Source organism: Pseudomonas moorei (assembly GCF_008801475.1).
Classification (GTDB): Bacteria; Pseudomonadota; Gammaproteobacteria; order Pseudomonadales; family Pseudomonadaceae; genus Aquipseudomonas; species Aquipseudomonas moorei.
Map to the genome: position 1 here is coordinate 78,787 of NZ_VZPP01000010.1, position 15,234 is coordinate 94,020.

17 protein-coding genes are annotated in these 15,234 nt (G+C 59.2%); 10 read left to right on the forward strand and 7 right to left on the reverse strand.

Going from position 1 to position 15,234, the window contains the following annotated elements; genetic code table 11:
* Positions 1-11: 11 nt before the first annotated feature.
* Entirely contained in the window at positions 12-1,805 is a 1,794-nt protein-coding gene (locus F7R06_RS19945; protein WP_090316238.1) for a DUF1302 domain-containing protein, read from the reverse strand.
* Between the two features lie 839 nt (positions 1,806-2,644).
* Between F7R06_RS19945 and F7R06_RS19950 the strand changes: the two genes are divergently transcribed.
* Positions 2,645-3,415: an N-acetylmuramoyl-L-alanine amidase gene (locus F7R06_RS19950; protein WP_090316235.1), complete on the forward strand. Its 771-nt coding sequence runs from the start codon at positions 2,645-2,647 to the stop codon at positions 3,413-3,415.
* A 49-nt stretch (positions 3,416-3,464) separates the two neighbouring features.
* Here the strand turns inward: F7R06_RS19950 and F7R06_RS19955 are convergent, their stop codons facing one another.
* The 4 genes from F7R06_RS19955 to F7R06_RS19970 form a co-directional block, all read right to left on the reverse strand.
* Positions 3,465-4,376, reverse strand: a complete 912-nt coding sequence (locus F7R06_RS19955; protein ID WP_090316232.1) for an SDR family oxidoreductase — start codon at positions 4,374-4,376, stop codon at positions 3,465-3,467.
* 259 nt (positions 4,377-4,635) lie between these two features.
* Positions 4,636-5,538 (reverse strand): alpha/beta fold hydrolase, encoded by a 903-nt coding sequence (locus F7R06_RS19960; protein WP_090316229.1) that lies wholly within the window; start codon positions 5,536-5,538, stop codon positions 4,636-4,638.
* Positions 5,538-6,320, reverse strand: a complete 783-nt coding sequence (locus F7R06_RS19965; protein ID WP_090316226.1) for a class II aldolase/adducin family protein — start codon at positions 6,318-6,320, stop codon at positions 5,538-5,540. Before F7R06_RS19965 ends, F7R06_RS19960 begins: the two co-directional genes overlap by 1 nt.
* A 233-nt stretch (positions 6,321-6,553) precedes the next feature.
* Complete coding sequence (locus F7R06_RS19970; protein WP_090316222.1) at positions 6,554-7,009, reverse strand: flavodoxin; 456 nt, start codon at positions 7,007-7,009, stop codon at positions 6,554-6,556.
* 101 nt (positions 7,010-7,110) lie between these two features.
* Here F7R06_RS19970 and F7R06_RS19975 point away from each other — a divergent pair, with 101 nt between their 5' ends.
* Both F7R06_RS19975 and F7R06_RS19980 read left to right on the forward strand, forming a co-directional pair.
* Complete coding sequence (locus F7R06_RS19975) at positions 7,111-7,569, forward strand: PAS domain-containing protein (protein WP_090316220.1); 459 nt, start codon at positions 7,111-7,113, stop codon at positions 7,567-7,569.
* A 72-nt stretch (positions 7,570-7,641) separates the two neighbouring features.
* Entirely contained in the window at positions 7,642-8,247 is a 606-nt protein-coding gene (locus F7R06_RS19980; protein WP_090316218.1) for a hypothetical protein, read from the forward strand.
* 2 nt (positions 8,248-8,249) lie between these two features.
* Here the strand turns inward: F7R06_RS19980 and F7R06_RS19985 are convergent, their stop codons facing one another.
* Positions 8,250-9,209: a MerR family transcriptional regulator gene (locus F7R06_RS19985; protein ID WP_090318320.1), complete on the reverse strand. Its 960-nt coding sequence runs from the start codon at positions 9,207-9,209 to the stop codon at positions 8,250-8,252.
* 212 nt (positions 9,210-9,421) lie between these two features.
* On the opposite strand from F7R06_RS19985, the gene F7R06_RS19990 reads away from it, so the two are divergent.
* The 7 genes from F7R06_RS19990 (at position 9,422) to F7R06_RS20020 (ending at position 14,058) form a co-directional block, all read left to right on the forward strand.
* Positions 9,422-9,991, forward strand: a complete 570-nt coding sequence (locus F7R06_RS19990) for an antibiotic biosynthesis monooxygenase (RefSeq protein WP_090316215.1) — start codon at positions 9,422-9,424, stop codon at positions 9,989-9,991.
* Between the two features lie 186 nt (positions 9,992-10,177).
* Complete coding sequence (gene folM, locus F7R06_RS19995) at positions 10,178-10,888, forward strand: dihydromonapterin reductase (protein ID WP_090316212.1); 711 nt, start codon at positions 10,178-10,180, stop codon at positions 10,886-10,888.
* Between the two features lie 20 nt (positions 10,889-10,908).
* Positions 10,909-11,484, forward strand: a complete 576-nt coding sequence (gene folE, locus F7R06_RS20000; protein WP_090316205.1) for a GTP cyclohydrolase I FolE — start codon at positions 10,909-10,911, stop codon at positions 11,482-11,484.
* A gap of 2 nt (positions 11,485-11,486) precedes the next feature.
* Positions 11,487-11,858: a dihydroneopterin triphosphate 2'-epimerase gene (gene folX / locus F7R06_RS20005; RefSeq protein ID WP_008026970.1), complete on the forward strand. Its 372-nt coding sequence runs from the start codon at positions 11,487-11,489 to the stop codon at positions 11,856-11,858.
* A 69-nt stretch (positions 11,859-11,927) separates the two neighbouring features.
* Positions 11,928-12,224, forward strand: coding sequence for a DUF1244 domain-containing protein (locus F7R06_RS20010; RefSeq protein ID WP_047537806.1), 297 nt, complete (start codon positions 11,928-11,930; stop codon positions 12,222-12,224).
* A complete protein-coding gene (locus F7R06_RS20015) occupies positions 12,217-12,555 on the forward strand; it encodes a HopJ type III effector protein (RefSeq protein ID WP_090316202.1) in 339 nt (112 codons plus the stop codon). Before F7R06_RS20010 ends, F7R06_RS20015 begins: the two co-directional genes overlap by 8 nt.
* A gap of 252 nt (positions 12,556-12,807) precedes the next feature.
* Positions 12,808-14,058 (forward strand): 2-aminoadipate transaminase, encoded by a 1,251-nt coding sequence (locus tag F7R06_RS20020; RefSeq protein ID WP_090316199.1) that lies wholly within the window; start codon positions 12,808-12,810, stop codon positions 14,056-14,058.
* A gap of 178 nt (positions 14,059-14,236) precedes the next feature.
* Here the strand turns inward: F7R06_RS20020 and trxB are convergent, their stop codons facing one another.
* On the reverse strand, positions 14,237-15,193 hold the full coding sequence (gene trxB / locus F7R06_RS20025; RefSeq protein WP_090316196.1) for a thioredoxin-disulfide reductase: 957 nt from the start codon (positions 15,191-15,193) through the stop codon (positions 14,237-14,239).
* Positions 15,194-15,234: the final 41 nt, after the last annotated feature.

Genomic DNA, 15,234 nt, shown 5'->3' on the forward strand with positions numbered 1-15,234 from the left:
TCTCAGCCAGATCAGAAGTTCACGCCAAAGCTCAACGCCATGAAGTCGCGGTCTTCGAGGGTGTTGTAGTCACCCCCGAAAAAATCGGTGTAACTGAGGCTTGCGGTGTAGGTATTGCGATAGTCGGCATCGACGCCGAGGCTGATGGCCTTGGCACCTTCGTTGAACAGCCCGTTGGGGCCGTAACCGCTGACGTCGTGGGACCACGACAGGTTGGGTTTGATGTTGATGCCGGCGATGAGGTTGTTGTAATCGAGGATGGCCCGTGCGCGATAACCCCAGGAGGTCGAGGTCACGAAACCATCGGTATCGCCGCCGAAACCATACTGCCCGTACACCGAGTCGCGGCCGTAGCGCAGCTTGCTGCGGGCTTCCAGGCCACCGACGTGAACCACCGCGGCCTCGCCCACCAGGGTCAGGCGATCAGCGCCCATCACCTGATCGACGAAGTGCGTCAGGGTGCTTTGGACCTGGGTGATCTCCTTGCGCCGATAGCCCTTGTTATCGGTACCCGGACTGGACGCAATGGGCGATGCCGCGCCGCCGGCAATCGGGTTGAGCATGGCCAGCGTCAGGTCGTTGGTGTTGACCTGCACCGGCGCGTTGGGCCGATAGCTGATCTCGCCGGTCCATGCGGTACCGGTGGGCAAGGTGGTGGAGAAACTTGCGCCGTACAGGCGAATGTCTTCCGGGTAATCGAGGTAGTACTGACCGCGCCCGAGCATCACACTTTGCGCGAGCCCCGAGCCACTGCCGGGCGCAATCCGGTTGGCCGTGGCCACGATCCCCGGAATGCTCGCCAGCGTGCTGGCACCCGCGGTGACGGTGCCCACCGTCGGCGTGCGACTGTGGTAGTTCATGAAGTACAGGCCGTACTCGGTATCGTCGCCAAGCCAGCGCAGCGCCGTCCCCCATTGCCCGGAATCGCGGGCATCACGGTCACTGCCACGGGGCACGATCACGCCCTCCTTGCTGACTTCAAACCCCTGGCCAAACGCGGCAGCTATCGGTTGCAACGGGGCGATCGCCGGACTGGCGACGGTGTAGTTCTTGTTGCAACCGTCCGCTGCCACATCGACGCCGAAGAAGGTCCCGCAGTTGTCGAGGACGGTCTGGTCCCATTCCAGCTGGTAGAAGCCTTCGACGGTCAATTTGTCCGTCAGGCCCTGGGAAGCGAACAGCATGTTCACCGGAATCAGGCCTTCCTTGATCTCGGCACCGGGACGGCGGAAGGCGGACACGTCCACCGGGTTGATGCTGTTGATCGAGTTGCCGATGAACGTGCTTTCGCCCCAACTGACCACCTGCTTGCCCGCACGCACCGTGCCCGGCAGGTCGGCGATGGCGTAGTTGTGATAGACGAAGGCATCGAGGATCTGTCCACCGGAAGACTTTGCACCCTCCTGGCGGCCCTCGTCGCTGATGGGCTTGAACTCGCGGTTTTCGTCCTTCAGTTCGAAGTCGTACCAATATTTTCCACGGACGAACACACCGGTGTCGCCGTACTTGAGCTCGAGGTCATGGATGCCTTTGAAGATCTTCGAGAACGTCTCGCCCTTCTTGAAGTTCAACCGCCCGTCATCGCCGGTCGAGGACTGTCCGGAACCGCCATTGACCGTGCCCACCAACGAATCATCGGCATCGCGCATGCCCCAGCTCGCGCCCACTGACAGTGACGAGTCAAACGTCCCCTCGATCTCGCCGATGTTGAATGAAATGGCCTGCGCCTGGGCGCAGCAACCCAAGACCACCGCAGCAGCCAGCGCCTGCGGTGTGAAGATGGCGCGCATTGTTGTTTTTGTCATGCGTCTTCCCCGGTGAGTGACAGAAGGCCTCACCCTACTGCCGCCCGCCAGGGGCGATAAGCGCACCAAGGAGGTATTCGTGATGTACCTCTAAGGGATGACAGGCCGCATGGCAGGGCGTTTTGCGCGAGGCATGGATGAGCTGGATGCAGGACCATCATCCATGCGCATATCGTGGGGGTCTGAATGGGAGGGGCAAAAACGGCACTGTTGCGCGGGCTGTAACACTGCATGTCGCGAATCGCTGTTTTTCCTTTGCCAGCAAACACTTATTCTGGCCTGGCTTTCACGGGAACCCACCTGGAAGCACGAAGCAACGGTGTGTGATCCGACCATCCCGTTCATGACAGTTTTCAGATGAGATTGACGGTTTCGACTCATCGCTCTGTGTTCACTGACGTTGATTTGTAGCTCCTGATCCAACGTCTTACCTTGGCCGCTGCGTTTGCAGCGGCCTTTTTTATGGGCGCCGTTTTTTTAAAGCCGACTGGATCCACTTGAACCACGGTCGACAGATAGACTTCCTGATATTGCATAAGCAATATTTTTTTACGCAAAGATATATTTCATACAACCATTTCGCCGCCCCACTAATAACTACACATAAACGACACACCTTCCTCCTTTATTATTTTAATCTTTAGTAACTTTTAAATTAAAAAACACCCCTGACACTCAAGCGCGCATTAGCCAATAAACAGCTTTCAACCTACATCAAGCTCAGAAAACACCTACGGAACTTTGTAACTATCCGGAGCACTCCAGCGATTAAGCTAAATCGCAGGTCAGACACTTCCCACAATCAGCTGACCTCTTCCCGATTTATTGCGAGCGCTTTTATGAAACCCATCAGTTACAACAAATACCGTTCAAGTAAAAGTTACAACAGCCGAATACGCTTTCTTATCTTCCACTACACAGCCGGCAACTTCTCCAGCTCGGTGAAGATTCTGACAGGGCCGAGCGTCAGCGCCCACTACCTGGTTCCGAACATCACTGATCCAAGTTACCTGAGCGAAGGTTTTACCGCACAGGAAGTCTTCAACCTGGTGGATGAGTCCCATCGGGCCTGGCATGCGGGCGTCAGCCAGTGGGGCAGTCGCAGCAATCTTAACGACACCTCCATTGGCATTGAAATCATCAATCTTGCGACGGATAACAACGGCGATTTCACTTTCCCGCCCTATCATCCCGAACAGATCGCTGCCATTGAAGAACTGGCGCTGAATATCCTCAAACGCTACCCGGACATCACCCCGACACAAGTATTGGGGCACTCGGACATCGCGGTTGGACGAAAAAGCGACCCGGGACCTGTGTTTCCCTGGCATGCGCTTTACCTCAAAGGCATCGGCGCCTGGTTCGATGAGGCCACCCGGGACGACTTTCTACAGCGATTCAACGCCAGCGCCATTCCATCGCGCAGCGAGTTGTTGGCGCTATTCAAGTCCTATGGATATGACATCTCAGGCGCTGAGACCGAGCAAGGTTTTAAACAACTGGTCCGGGCCTTTCAGATGCATTTTCGCCCGGAGCGTTACGATGGGGTCATGGATGCGCAAACAGCCGCAACCCTGGCGGCGCTGGTATCCAAGTACTTTCCTCGATAGCCCATAAACACAATCGGCAAGGTCATTCAACATGACCTTGCCTGCTGCGTTACAACGAATACTTCTGCAAATTCCCCATCATTTCCTTCAGCGCTTCAATGTTGTCCTTCGGATGCGCCGCGCCCTCGAAATCACAAATCTGCTGCCAGTGCGCCGCCACGTCTTCCGGGGAGAACCCCACCCGCGGGTCGAACCCGGCGCCCAGGCTGCGCTCCCAGCGCACCTTGCCCATCCAGCCGCCGCCGACTTCGAACAGGCCGGAAGTTTCCTGGCAGTTTTCGCTGGCCAGGTACACCACCAGCGGGCTGACCAGTTCCGGTTTGAGTTGTTCGAACACTTGCGGCGGGATCAAGCCTTCGGTCATGCGCGTACCGCCGGTGGGGGCGATGGCGTTGACCAGGATGTTGTTCTTGCGGCCTTCGATGGCCAGGGTGCGGGTCAGGCCGTAGAGGCCGAGCTTGGCCATGCCGTAGTTGGATTGGCCGAAGTTGCCGTAGATGCCCGAGGTGGACGCCGTGAAAATCACCCGGCCATAGTTTTGCTCGCGCATGTGTGGCCATACGGCGCGGGTAACTTTGTAGGCGCCTTCGACGTGGACGCGGTACACCAGGTCCCAGTCGGCGTCTTCCATTTTGTGGAAGGTTTTATCACGCAGGATGCCAGCGTTATTGACCACCACATCGACACGACCGAAGACGTCGAGGGCATGTTGAACGAGTTTGTCGCCATCGGTGACCGAGTCGTGGTTGGCCACGGCGGTGCCACCGGCGTCACGGATTTGCGCGACCACACGGTCGGCGGCCGACGCATTGGCGCCTTCACCCTGGGTCGAACCGCCGAGGTCGTTGACCAGCACCTTGGCACCCTGTTGAGCGAACAACAGCGCATGCGCCCGTCCCAGGCCGCCACCTGCACCGGTGATGATCACGACTTTATCTTCGAAGCGCACAGATTCATTCATGGGAGAACTCCAACAGGCCAGGGACATTGCCTTGGAGTTTCAGGCACGGCGCAGCGGGTCACAATGAACTGAGGGGAGGCTGAATGGTGCGCGATAAGGCTGGGGGATGATGAACGTCAGACAACTAGGACTTTGTGGCGAGGGCGCTTGCTCCCGCTGGGCCGCGAAGCGGACCTTAATATATTCGGGATAGGCGACTGCTGCGCAACTGAGCGGGAGCAAGCTCCCTCGCCACAAGGTGTTCAGCGTTCAGCCGGACTCAGGAACACGCCACCTTGAGGGGCGGCAGCACCTGCTGATCGCGAAACGCCAGATAGTGCTTGAGCACCTCGCACGGCGCCTCGATCTGCGGGTAATGACCGATGTCGGTCAGGAGCACCGTATCCGGGTTGGGGATCAGCTCCCGATAGCGCGCGACCATGTGCGCGCCGGAGATCGGATCGACCTCGCCATCAATCACTCGCAACGGCACTTCACCGCGCTGCATGGCGGCGACCCACCGATCGCGCTGCACTCGCCGTTCAGGGATGTAACCGATCAGCTTGTGCATGACTCGCGGCCCGTGATTGCTGTCGATCAGGCTCCAGAAGTCATCCATTTGGCTTTCAGTGGGACGGGTCTGCGGGCCGAAGATCTGGCGGAAACTCTTCACCAGGCCATCACGACTGAACGCGCGGCCAATCATCCAGCCCAAGGGGCTGAGCAGGAGTTTTTGCATCAGCACCGGACGGTGGGTTTCCGGGAACAGGCCGCCGTTGAGGAACACGCAACTGGCGACGTGAATACGGGCTTCATAATGCCGGGCCAGCAACTCCTGAGCCACGCTGTCGCCGTAATCATGCGCCAGCAGGTGCACGGGCTGCTCGACACCCAGTTGGGCCAGCAGCGCCTGTTGCAGATCAGCCTGCTCCAGCAAACTGTACGAGTGGTTGACCGGTTTGGCCGAGTCTCCGAAACCGAGCATGTCGCAGGCTATCACCCGATAGCGCTGAGCCAGCGGCTGCCACAGGTAATGCCAATCCCAACTGGCGCTCGGGAAGCCATGGATGAGCAGCAACGGCTCACCCTGCCCTGCCGTCCAGTAACGAATGGTCTGGCCACGGAAGACGAACGTCTGGCTGCGCTTGCGCCAGATACACAGCGGAATCTCAGCGAGTGCCATTAGAGTTTATAACCCGGGTCTTGTTTATCGAGTTTGCGCAGCAGCGCTGGCCAGGCCAACGCTCCGCCCATGCCTTGAGCACTTTTGGTGACACCGGCGATCATCGCCTTGGCACCCGCCAGAATCTGCGGTTCGATGGCGATCAGTTCGGCGCCACCGCCCTGCGCCATGACCTGGATATCGCAGGCGCGCTGGAAGGTAAACATCATCAGGAAGGTGTCGGCGATGGTGCTGCCGCAGGTCAGCAATCCGTGGTTGTGCAGCATCAGGAAATTGTTTTCCCCGAGGTCGGCTTGCAGTCGCGCCTTCTCTTCGTGGTTCAGCGCAACACCTTCGTAGGCGTGATACGCCAGGCTGGAAAGGACAAACAACGACTGTTGGCTGATCGGCAAAATGCCTTGTTTCTGCGCCGAGACCGCAACACCCGAGGCAGTGTGGGTGTGCAGCACGCAGACGACATCATGACGAACCTCGTGCACCGCGCTGTGGATGGTATAGCCGGCCGGATTGATCTCGTAGGGGCTGTCCATCAGCTTGTTGCCGGCCTGATCGACCTTGACCAGGCTTGAGGCGGTGATTTCGTGAAACATCATCCCGAACGGGTTGATCAGGAAGTCTTCGGTGCCGGGTACCTTGGCCGAGATGTGGGTGAAAATCAGATCGTCCCAGCCGTGCAGGGCAACCAGGCGGTAACAGGCCGCCAGATCGACCCGGGTCTGCCACTCGGCGGCACTGACCTGGTCTTTGACGCTGTTGGAGGATTGGACGGGGGCTACGCTCACGGCAAGGAACCTCTGTTTTTATTATGGAGTGTTTCCAATGACTACCGAGTCTAGACACCCCCAAAGGTTCGCGTAGTTGCATTAGCAGCCAGCTTGATGGCCGAGCGAGTCAGTCGCCCCATGAAATGGGAGCCACGTCAAAGTACCGCCGCCAGAGAAGACGAGGCGGCCCCTGTCTGCCGCCCCGTCAGCGTCCTGACAATCGATGTTTACAAGCGTCGAGCGGTGCCTGGTCAGCCTCGCAGAGCGCCGACCAGCTCAGCCAGCCAGGGCTCGGCGTCCGTTTCCGGCGTGACGCTTTCACTGGCGTCCAGGCGCAATATTGGCAGGACTTCGCGAATGCCGAGCTCACCGAACAACTCGCGCATCAGCTCGCCACCGCCGCAGAAGGTATCGCCATAGCTCGCATCGCCCAAGCCGATCACCGCGCCCGGCAACCCACGCCAGGCTGCCGGCAATTGGTCACGGATCGCGAAATACAGCGGTTGCAGGTTATCGGGTAACTCACCCATGCCGGTGGTCGAGGTCACTGCCAGGAAGGCCTGCGGGCCAAAGGCCTGGACATCGGCCAGACTTGCACGGGCGTTGTGAAAGGTTTCGAAACCAGCGGCTTGCAAAAGGCTGGCGGCGTGACGGGCAACCTCTTCAGCCGTGCCGTACACCGAGCCGGAAATGATGGCGACTTTCATCAATCTGATCCTGAACCTGAGTAAAAGACCGGGATCTTAACAGCACGGTCTTTATTGTTCTTTTAGAATCCCCGGACAACCGACAAGGAAGGGTTCCGCCCATGATCAACGCGAAACTGCTGCAACTGGTGATCAACGCCTCCAACGACGGCATCGTGATTGCCGAAAAAGAAGGCGATCAAGACAAGATCCTGATTTACGTCAACCCTGCCTTCGAACGCCTGACCGGTTACACCAGCGAAGAAATCCTCTATCAGGATTGCCGCTTCCTGCAATCAGGTGATCGCGATCAGCCAGCGTTGTCAAAGATCCGTGATGCATTGAACAACGAAGGATCGTGCCGGGAAATCCTGCGCAATTACCGCAAGGACGGCACACCGTTCTGGAATGAGCTGTCCATTTCGACGGTGAAAAACCCGAGCAACGGACTGGTTTATTTCATCGGTGTGCAGAAAGACGTGACGGTGCAGGTCAAGGCCCAGCAGCGGATTGTGCAGCTTGAAGCGCAGTTGGCCGAGGTTCAGGCCGAACTGGCAGCGCTCAAAGCGACGAACGGTTAAAACAAAACAGCGAACCAATTGTCTTTAACTACAATCACCGAACGCTTTGTAACTAATTCTTTCGAGCCTGCCATGCAACGCGACGCGCTCCTCACCCAGGATGAGCTGGATTTTATCCAGACCATGCAACACAACCCGCAGCTCAATGTGCGGGACGCGACGTCGAGTCTGCTTGTCAATGGCGGTTCGCAAATCCGTGACTTGCTCACGCGCCTTGCCGCACACGAACAAGTCACCATTCAAGCCAACTTCGAAAACCAGCAAATAACTTTCCCGCTGCACCTGGTGGAAGACGAGTTTCATGCGTTGCATTTACGTCTTGGCGTCCCCAGCATTTATGAGGACGGCCCCTTGGTTCGCCCTTGGCGACTGGTGCTCGACGAACCGGTGGCGCTGGAGAACTCTCAGGGACAACCCGGCACGATGTGGGTGCACGAAGTCTCGTTCAAGGGGGTTTTGCTGGAGGTCCGCAACAAGACCAAGGCACCGAAGCATTTCGCGCTGTGGTTCAGCCCTTCAGGCTACGAGCGAATTGCGCTGCGCGGCACCTTGGAGAAAGAAACCGAAAATGGCTTCTACGCTTATCAGTTGAGCCAGAGCGACACCGATGAAACCGAGCGCCTGCGCCAATACATCCTGCAGCAACATCGGTTGACTCATCCTGCGCTGCATCTCTGAACTCAAGTATCCAGATCGCCCGCCAGGAACTGTTTCAGACGCTGGCGCATCACCACACCCTCGTTCCCCAGGCAACCGATCGACGATCCGGCCAGGCTTTCCTGTGCCAGGTCGGACGCATCACCGGCCAACAACAACGGACACTCCAGGCTCATAGCCAGGCGATTCAAGCGCCGTGGCAATTCAGGGGCTGGTACGTGATTGGAAAAAAGCACCAGCGCCTGGGGCTTGATCCTTTCGCACACCAGGGTCAACTCGTCGAACGGCTGGCCGATGGTCAACACACGCACGCCGGTTTGCCCACTGCTCAGGAACAAGGCCGCTACCAGCAATTCCAGTTCCCGGCATTGGCCATCCAGGGCGCTGACGATGACTCGCCTTGGCTGCTTGTCACGGATCAACATCAGCCGCTGCAATACCCGAGAGCGCAGAAAGCCGTCCAGGAACAGCCACTCGCTGGTCCGGCCGAATGAATCCTGGCGTTGCAGCAATTGCTTCCAGAGCGGGAGAAGGATGTCCTGAAACACGACCGGCTGGCTGTAGCTGGAATAGATCTGTCCATAGACCTGTTCGAGTTGAACGTCATCAAACGCACTGACGGCGGCCTGGACCTGTTGCTGCCATTGCGCGTAATCCGCTTGTACGAGGTCGTTGGGGATAATGTGGGACAACGCCTGCAGCGGCTCGGACCTGGCCAGAATCTTGCCAATCTTGCTGACCGCGACACCGCGTTCGATCCAGCCGAGAATGCTGCGGACACGCTCGATATCGGTCATCGAATACAGGCGATGCCCACTTTCGGTGCGCGTTGGCACGATCAGACCGTAGCGGCGTTCCCACGCACGTAGCGTGACCGGATTGACGCCGGTCAGGCGCGACACTTCGCGAATGGGGAAAAGCTCTTGCTGCTCAAGAGATACAGCCTGCGGTACGCCTGAAGCAACATCAGTGAGTACGGGCATCTGGAGTTCGACGTCCATGTGTGGTTCGGACCTCATTCTAACTCCCCTTCCCCATCCCCATTCAAGCGATGTGTGATCGAAAAACAACAAATACGAAAACAGTTGGAATACGGAACAATCCTTGCTTGACCCGATACGCAGCCCTCTACCCCGGCACTGCGTTTGGCGAAGTTCCTATCCGGAACGACGCAAAGTCTTAATGGAGATACACAATGTCTACCTCACCCGTCACGCTGATGGTGGCGCGTCGCGTCGCCGATGGGCGCTATCAGGATCTGATTGCCTGGCTGCGCGAAGGCGAACAACTGGCCACCGACTTCCCCGGTTACCTCGGCTCCGGCGTGCTCGCTCCGCCGCCCGAGGATGACGAATTCCAGATTATTTTCCGCTTCGCCGACGAACAGACCCTGCACACCTGGGAGCACTCCGCCTCGCGGACTGCCTGGTTGGCGCGCGGCAGCGACCTGTTCGCCCATCCGACAGAGCATCGGGTCAGTGGCATCGAAGGCTGGTTCGGCGCAGCCGGCCAACGTCCGCCGCGCTGGAAACAGGCGGTGGCGATCTGGCTGGCGTTCTTTCCGGTGTCGCTGCTGTTCAACTTTGCTCTCGGACCGTTGTTGGGCGAAATGAGCCTGCTGCCGCGGATATTGGTCAGCACGCTGTGCCTGACGCCGTTGATGGTCTACTGCTTCATTCCACTGTCGACCCGGCTGCTGGCGGGTTGGCTCAATGGCAAACCTGTGCGCCGGTTGTCCGCCGAGCCAAGCCCTCAAAGCCGCTGATCTCCTCCTGTAGGAGCGAGCCAGCTCGCGATGAGCCCGAGAACGCTGCGGGGTATCAGGCTTCCAGCGTTATCGTTCACAACCATCGCGAGCAGTCGAGCGTCGACCGGCTGCTCCTACCGGGGGCGTAGGTGAACGCCGCATTGCGCTGTTATAGTTTTGCTCTTACCGCAAAGCGAGCCGTTCATGACCTCTTGCGCAGCCCCAATCCTCATCACCGGCGCCGGCCAGCGTGTCGGCCTGCATTGCGCGCAGCGCCTGCTCGAAGACGGCCATCGCGTGATTTTCAGCTACCGCAGTGAACGCCCCGGCGTGCAAACCCTGCGCGATCTGGGGGCGACGGCGCTGTTCGCCGATTTCGCCAGCGAAGGCGGAATCCTAGCCTTCATCAGCGAGCTGAAAACCCATACCGACAGCCTGCGGGCGATCGTGCATAACGCCTCCGAATGGCTGGCCGAAACCCCGGAGACCGAAGGCGAAGCCTTCACCCGCATGTTCAGCGTGCACATGCTGGCGCCCTACCTGATCAACCTGCATTGCGCCACGTTGCTCGAACGCTCGAGCCCAGCCGACATCGTGCATATCAGCGATGACGTGACCCGCAAGGGCAGCAGCAGGCACATTGGCTACTGCGCCAGCAAAGCCGGGCTCGACAGCCTGACGCTGTCATTCGCCGCAAAATACGCGCCGGGCATCAAGGTCAACGGGATCGCCCCGGCCCTGCTACTGTTCAATCCTGATGACGACGCGGCCTACCGCGCCAAGGCGTTGGCCAAATCCGCGCTGGGTATCGAACCCGGCAGCGAAGTGATCTACCAGAGCCTGCGCTATTTGCTCGACAACCCTTATGTCACCGGCACGACCCTGACCGTCAACGGCGGAAGGCACATCAAATAAGTGTCCCGCGAGGATTTTCCATGACGTTATCCCTGCCTCAGAACGCTTTGTCTCAGAGCTATCGCGAGATCCTCATCGGTCTCGGTGAAGACCCCGACCGCGAAGGTCTGCTCGACACGCCGGTGCGCGCGGCCAAGGCCATGCGATACCTTTGCCACGGTTACGACCAGAGTGTCGAAGAAATCGTCAACGGTGCGTTGTTCGCGTCCGACAATGATGAAATGGTCATCGTCGACAACATCGAGCTCTACTCGCTTTGTGAACATCACCTGCTGCCCTTCATTGGCAAGGCGCATGTGGCTTATATTCCCACGGGCAAGGTGCTGGGCCTGTCGAAAATCGCACGGCTGGTGGACATGTTCGCCCGACGCCTGCAAATCCAGGAAAACCTCACCCGGCAAATCGCCGACGCGGTGCAGCAAGTGACCGGCGCGGCGGGCGTGGCGGTGGTCATCGAAGCCCAGCACATGTGCATGATGATGCGCGGCGTCGAGAAACAGAATTCGACCATGAACACCTCGGTGATGCTCGGCGCCTTCCGCGAGTCGAGCAACACCCGCCAGGAGTTCCTGCAATTGATTGGACGGAGCAAGTAGTAATGCCACAACTTCAACCAGGCATGGCACGCATCCGGGTCAAGGACCTGTGCCTGCGCACCTTCATCGGCATCAACGAGGACGAAATCCTCAACAAGCAGGATGTGTTGATCAACCTGACCATCCTCTACGCGGCCCAGGAAGCCGTGCGTGACAATGACATCGACCACGCGCTGAACTACCGGACCATCACCAAGGCCATCATCGCCCACGTCGAGGGCAATCGCTTCGCCCTGCTTGAACGCCTGACTCAGGAGATTCTCGATCTGGTCATGGCCAACGAGTCGGTACTGTATGCCGAGGTCGAAGTGGACAAGCCCCACGCCCTGCGATTCGCCGAGTCGGTGTCGATCACCCTGGCGGCGAGTCGCTGAGTGCGTCTGGCGGATTGCCCGCCAGACTTTTATCATCCCGCGCCACGACTGGATTTCACAGAGCCCGCCATGAACGATCAACAACGCCTGGAACTCGAAGCCGCCGCCTTTCGCCGGCTGGTGGCCCACCTGGACAGCCGCAAGGATGTCCAGAACATCGACCTGATGAACCTCTCGGGTTTCTGCCGTAACTGCCTGTCCAAGTGGTACAAGGCGGCGGCCGACGAACGCCAGATCGAGGTCAGCCTCGACGAAGCCCGTGAAGTGGTTTACGGCATGCCGTACGCCGACTGGAAAGCCCAATTTCAGCAAGAAGCCAGCGCCGAACAACAAGCGGCGTTTGCCAAAGGAAAACCCAATGAGTGATTTGAACACCCTACGCGCCAGCCTCAAAAGCGGCGAACACGCCTTCGCCGATACCCTGGCGTTCATCGCCGCCGGTTACGACTACCAGCCACAGGCGTTCAACAACGGTGGTGTGGAAAACGCCGCCGGACAGAACGAAGGTTCGTGCAAGACGCTGGGCCTGGCACTGCTGGAAGGCTTGAGCGATGAAGAAGCCCTGCTGGCGTTCGGCGAACACTACCGTTCGGTGCTGGCGACGCCTGAAGGCAGCGATCACGGCAATATCCGTGCGTTGATGGCCCATGGTCTGGCCGGCGTGAAGTTCGCTCAACAGCCCCTGACCCGCCGCTGATTTAACTTGCAGGAGCAGTCGGTCGACGCTCGATTGCTCGCGATGGACGACAGGGCACCGCGGGGTGTCAGGTTGCCAACGTTATCGTTGACCACCATCGCGAGCGGGCTCGCGCCTACAAGTTCAGCGTTCAAGGCGCCCGAACCACGTCCTGACTTTTAAGATTGATCCCGCCACTTTATTTCGTTTGCCCGCCAGTGCTGCTCACGGCTTAGATAAAAGGAAGTCCTCCTTCTTCCGAGCCGGTCATTCATGAGCAGCGAAAGCATCAGCCAGTCGATCAACGTCGTTCACCCTGTCACCCTCAGCCACGGTAAAAACGCCGAGGTCTGGGATACCGATGGCAAACGCTACATCGACTTCGTCGGTGGGATTGGCGTACTCAACCTCGGCCACTGCCATCCGCGCATCGTCGGAGCCATTCGTGAACAGGCCACCCGGCTGACCCATTACGCGTTCAACGCGGCGCAACATGAACCCTACATCGCCTTGATGGATCGCCTGAGCGCGTTTGTCCCGGTGGATTACCCTGTCAGTGGAATGCTCACCAACAGCGGCGCCGAAGCGGCGGAAAACGCCCTGAAAATCGTGCGCGGCGCCACCGGCCGCAGCGCCGTGATCGCCTTCGATGGAGGCTTCCACGGTCGTACGCTGGCCACCCTCAACCTCAACGGCAAAGTCGCGCCCTACAAACAGAAAGTCGGTGTGTTGCCAGGCCCGGTGTATCACCTGCCCTTTCCGAGCCAGGACAACGGCGTGACCTGCGCCGAGGCCCTGAAGGCGATGGAGCGGCTGTTCAGCGTCGAGATCGATGTCGAAGACGTGGCGTGTTTCATTGTCGAACCCGTGCAGGGCGAGGGCGGTTTCCTGGCGATGGACGTTGAGTTCGCCCAGGCATTACGGCGCTTCTGCGACGAGAAAGGCATTGTGCTGATCGCCGATGAAATCCAGTCCGGTTTCGGCCGTACCGGCCAACGCTTCGCCTTCTCGCGACTGGGCATCGAGCCTGACCTGATCCTGCTGGGCAAAAGCATCGCAGGCGGCGTGCCGCTGGGTGCGGTGGTCGGGCGCAAATCACTGCTCGACAACTTGCCCAAGGGCGGACTCGGCGGCACCTACTCGGGCAATCCCATCGCCTGTGCTGCCGCACTGGCGACCCTGGATGAAATGACCGATGCCCATCTGCAAGCCTGGGGCTCGCAGCAGGAAGAAGCGATTGTCAGCCGCTACGAATCCTGGCGCACGAACAAGCTGTCGCCGTACCTGGGACGACTGACGGGCGTCGGGGCGATGCGCGGCATCGAAATGATCACGCCCGATGGCACGCCGGCAGCGGCGCAGTTGACGCAATTGCTGGCCCTGGCGCGGGACGCCGGTTTGCTGCTGATGCCCAGCGGTAAATCGCGCCACATCATTCGGCTGCTGGCCCCGTTGACCACGGAGGCAGCGGTGCTGGAGGAAGGGTTGGATATTCTCGAAGCGTGTCTGAAGAAATTGGTCTGAACACCTCCCTTCCCTGCAGGAGCGAGCCTGCTCGCGATGGACGACAGGGCACCGCGGGGTGTCAGGTTGCCAGCGTCATCGTTGACCACCATCGCGAGCGTGCTCGCTCCTTCAGGAATGAGATTTCTTCGAGGCAATAAAAAAACCGGCCGAAGCCGGTTCTTTTACGATCGCAGAATCAAGCGTTCTGCAGATTGTCCAAGTAACGCTCGGCATCTAGTGCCGCCATGCAACCCGCACCAGCCGAAGTGATGGCCTGACGGTACACGTGGTCAGCCACGTCACCGGCCGCGAAGATACCTTCGAGGTTGGTCGCCGTGGCGTTGCCATCACGGCCGCCCTGCACAACCAGGTAGCCGTCTTTCAACGTCAACTGACCTTCGAACAGCGAGGTGTTCGGGGTGTGGCCGATGGCGATGAATACGCCGTCGACTTTCACTTCGTCGAAGCTGCCGTCGTTGTTCTTCAGACGGGCACCGGTCACACCCATGTTGTCGCCCAGGACTTCGTCCAGGGTCGCGTTCAACTTCAGAATGATCTTGCCTTCGGCCACGCGGGCGTTGAGCTTGTCGATCAGGATTTTCTCGGCGCGGAAGGTTTCACGACGGTGAATCAAGGTCACGGTGCTGGCGATGTTGGCCAGGTACAGCGCTTCTTCGACCGCCGTGTTACCGCCACCGACCACAGCCACTGGCTTGTTGCGGTAGAAGAAACCGTCGCAGGTCGCACAGGCCGAAACGCCTTTGCCCATGAACGCTTCTTCAGACGGCAGGCCCAGGTAGCGGGCGCTGGCACCGGTGGCGATGATCAGCGCATCGCAGGTGTAGGTCGCGCTGTCGCCGGTCAGGGTGTACGGCTTGGCAGCGAAGTCCACGGCGTTGATGTGATCGAAAACGATCTCGGTTTCAAAGCGCTCGGCGTGCTCTTTCATCCGCTCCATCAGCGCCGGGCCCGTCAGGCCGTGGACATCGCCCGGCCAGTTGTCGACTTCGGTGGTGGTGGTCAGTTGACCGCCGGCCTGCATGCCGGTGATCAGCAGCGGCTTGAGGTTGGCACGGGCGGCATAGACCGCGGCACTGTAACCGGCAGGGCCGGAACCGAGAATAATCACTCGCGAATGACGGACTTCAGACATGACCTGCTCCTGTTGACCGGCCCGGAACACCTGGCGCGGAA

Coding starts and splice junctions, on each gene's coding strand:
- F7R06_RS19945 (WP_090316238.1), bottom strand. CDS start 1,805: ATGACAAAAACAACAATGCGCGCCATCTTCACACCGCAGGCGCTGGCT.
- F7R06_RS19950 (WP_090316235.1), top strand. CDS start 2,645: ATGAAACCCATCAGTTACAACAAATACCGTTCAAGTAAAAGTTACAAC.
- F7R06_RS19955 (WP_090316232.1), bottom strand. CDS start 4,376: ATGAATGAATCTGTGCGCTTCGAAGATAAAGTCGTGATCATCACCGGT.
- F7R06_RS19960 (WP_090316229.1), bottom strand. CDS start 5,538: ATGGCACTCGCTGAGATTCCGCTGTGTATCTGGCGCAAGCGCAGCCAG.
- F7R06_RS19970 (WP_090316222.1), bottom strand. CDS start 7,009: ATGAAAGTCGCCATCATTTCCGGCTCGGTGTACGGCACGGCTGAAGAG.
- F7R06_RS19975 (WP_090316220.1), top strand. CDS start 7,111: ATGATCAACGCGAAACTGCTGCAACTGGTGATCAACGCCTCCAACGAC.
- F7R06_RS19980 (WP_090316218.1), top strand. CDS start 7,642: ATGCAACGCGACGCGCTCCTCACCCAGGATGAGCTGGATTTTATCCAG.
- F7R06_RS19985 (WP_090318320.1), bottom strand. CDS start 9,209: ATGCCCGTACTCACTGATGTTGCTTCAGGCGTACCGCAGGCTGTATCT.
- F7R06_RS19990 (WP_090316215.1), top strand. CDS start 9,422: ATGTCTACCTCACCCGTCACGCTGATGGTGGCGCGTCGCGTCGCCGAT.
- folM (WP_090316212.1), top strand. CDS start 10,178: ATGACCTCTTGCGCAGCCCCAATCCTCATCACCGGCGCCGGCCAGCGT.
- folE (WP_090316205.1), top strand. CDS start 10,909: ATGACGTTATCCCTGCCTCAGAACGCTTTGTCTCAGAGCTATCGCGAG.
- folX (WP_008026970.1), top strand. CDS start 11,487: ATGCCACAACTTCAACCAGGCATGGCACGCATCCGGGTCAAGGACCTG.
- F7R06_RS20010 (WP_047537806.1), top strand. CDS start 11,928: ATGAACGATCAACAACGCCTGGAACTCGAAGCCGCCGCCTTTCGCCGG.
- F7R06_RS20015 (WP_090316202.1), top strand. CDS start 12,217: ATGAGTGATTTGAACACCCTACGCGCCAGCCTCAAAAGCGGCGAACAC.
- F7R06_RS20020 (WP_090316199.1), top strand. CDS start 12,808: ATGAGCAGCGAAAGCATCAGCCAGTCGATCAACGTCGTTCACCCTGTC.
- trxB (WP_090316196.1), bottom strand. CDS start 15,193: ATGTCTGAAGTCCGTCATTCGCGAGTGATTATTCTCGGTTCCGGCCCT.